Origin of the sequence: Zhongshania sp. (assembly GCF_041584495.1) — a bacterium.
Taxonomy (GTDB): domain Bacteria; phylum Pseudomonadota; class Gammaproteobacteria; order Pseudomonadales; family Spongiibacteraceae; genus Spongiibacter.
In genome coordinates this window covers 1-1,932 of record NZ_JBFHDY010000258.1, presented here as the reverse complement: position 1 = coordinate 1,932, position 1,932 = coordinate 1, and the positions used below count along the sequence as shown (strand labels likewise).

Sequence of the window (1,932 nt, the reverse complement as noted above, 5' to 3'; positions counted from 1 at the left end):
TATGCAGAAGCGCAAAACACCCTTAGCAAAGTCCGCGATGGCTACAAAACTTTACAAAAAGAATTTAACGCCGCCGAAAAACTTTTCGCCGCTGAAACTTCAGCTGCACAAGCCAAAGCCGCGTGGTTAAAACGCAAAAAAGCTTACGCACTAGCAGACCCTAAGGAAGTTACCCTAGCAGTATCGGCAGAAACAGCCGCAAAAGAAGCCCAATACGCAGGAAGCTTTGTTACGGCACTAAGCGACTGGCAAATTACAGAGCAAAAATGGCGTGACGCACACAGTGTCGCGAGTAAATTGAATGTTGCACAGCAAAAAAGTGCTGAGGCTAAAGTGGCTTGGTTAAAACGAAAAAAAGCCTACGGTTTATCAGACCCCAGCGAAGCAAAATTAGCAGCCACGACTGAGGAATCAGGGAAAGCAGCCCAAATAAGTGGAGATTTAGGCACGGCACTAACTCAATGGCAACGCGCTGAGCAGCAATGGCGAGCGGCTTACAAAACGGTTGGCGATGAAGTGGCGCGTATCGACCAAATAAAATCCGACAAAGCTGCTGCAGAGCGTAAATTTGCTGCAGACCGTAAAGCGGCCATAAGTCGCCAGGCTGCTGCGGCAATAAGCAATAATATGGTATCCATTCCCGGCGGCAGCTTTCGCATGGGGGATCTAAATAGTGATGCGAGAATTACTGTGGGGAGACGTGATGAACTCCCCGTACACAGTGTGCGAGTGTCGGGGTTTAAAATGAGCAAGCACGAGATTACCTTTGCGGCCTGGGATGCCTGCGTAAGCGCCGGTGGCTGTAGCTATATACCAGATGAGCATGGCTGGGGCCGAGGCAACCGCCCAGTGATCCATACAAGCTGGGATGATATTACCCAGCAGTTTATCCCTTGGTTAAATAAGATCACCGGGAAGCGTTATAGACTGCCGAGTGAGGCGGAGTGGGAGTACGCCGCCCGAGCAGGCACGAGTACAGAGTATTCATGGGGCGATAGCATTGGCTCAAACCGCGCCAATTGTGATGGCTGTGGCAGCCGGTGGGATGATAGTAAGACCGCCCCAGTAGGTAGCTTTAGCGCCAATCGGTTTGGCTTATACGATATGCTCGGTAATGTGTCGGAGTGGACGCAGGATTGTTACAAGGATAGCTACGTAGGGGCGCCGAGCAACGGCAGCGCTTCGACGAGTGGCGACTGCAGTCGTCGTGTGTTGCGCGGTGGTTCCTGGGATACCACTCCGAGGTACCTCCCAGTCTCGCTTCGTCGTGCCGGTAGAGTGGAGAAGGCCTATATCGATTACGGCTTTCGGCTTGTCCACGACTGACGCCGTGTTTATGGCGTCATTGCCTTTTTACTTTTGTATTTTACTCTTTTTGTTCCGGACAAAAGTGGCATACCCACCATCCATGGAGGTAATCCTTTTTGTTTTTTGGATTATTGTGTATGAAGAATCCAAGGGGGGCGTGCCCCCATGAGTTTGTGGGTTTGGGTTCGCCGCCCGCAGGGCGGACGAGATTTTAATACACTTTTCCAAGCATCTGTTTAACGTAGGGTGTTTAAAACGCTTGGCCAAACGCCGATGTGTATGACCGGGTGTTGTAACGCCAGGCACTAAATGAGAAAGGGTTTTGGGGAAGAGAATGTCAGATAAACGACGTGTGGCCTTGACCTTACTAGGGCTGGAAGAGGGCGCGAGCAAAACGGCAATCGATGCCGCGTATTTCGCTAAGGGCGAAGGCTGACCGGCAATGTGATACGGCGCCTCCGCGCAGTGGTGCAACATCAAGCTCCTCCGCATCCCTGCTATCACAAACTAAATTAGACGATTTACCCGGTGTAGCGCCAAGCGACATTAACCGGCTCAGCTTTGCAGCCGGTCATGTATTAGCGGGGCGCTACACCATAGCCGAACTCATCGGTCAGGGGGTAT

General features: G+C 51.7%; 2 protein-coding genes. Both read left to right on the top strand.

The genetic code is table 11. The features are described 5' to 3' along the window. The coding region (locus tag ABYP33_RS18890) for an SUMF1/EgtB/PvdO family nonheme iron enzyme (protein ID WP_373092877.1) at nt 1-1,326 on the top strand (1,326 nt) is incomplete at its 5' end. 386 nt (nt 1,327-1,712) lie between these two features. Beyond that, on the top strand, nt 1,713-1,932 hold a 220-nt coding region (locus tag ABYP33_RS18885), incomplete at its 3' end, for a hypothetical protein (RefSeq protein WP_373092875.1).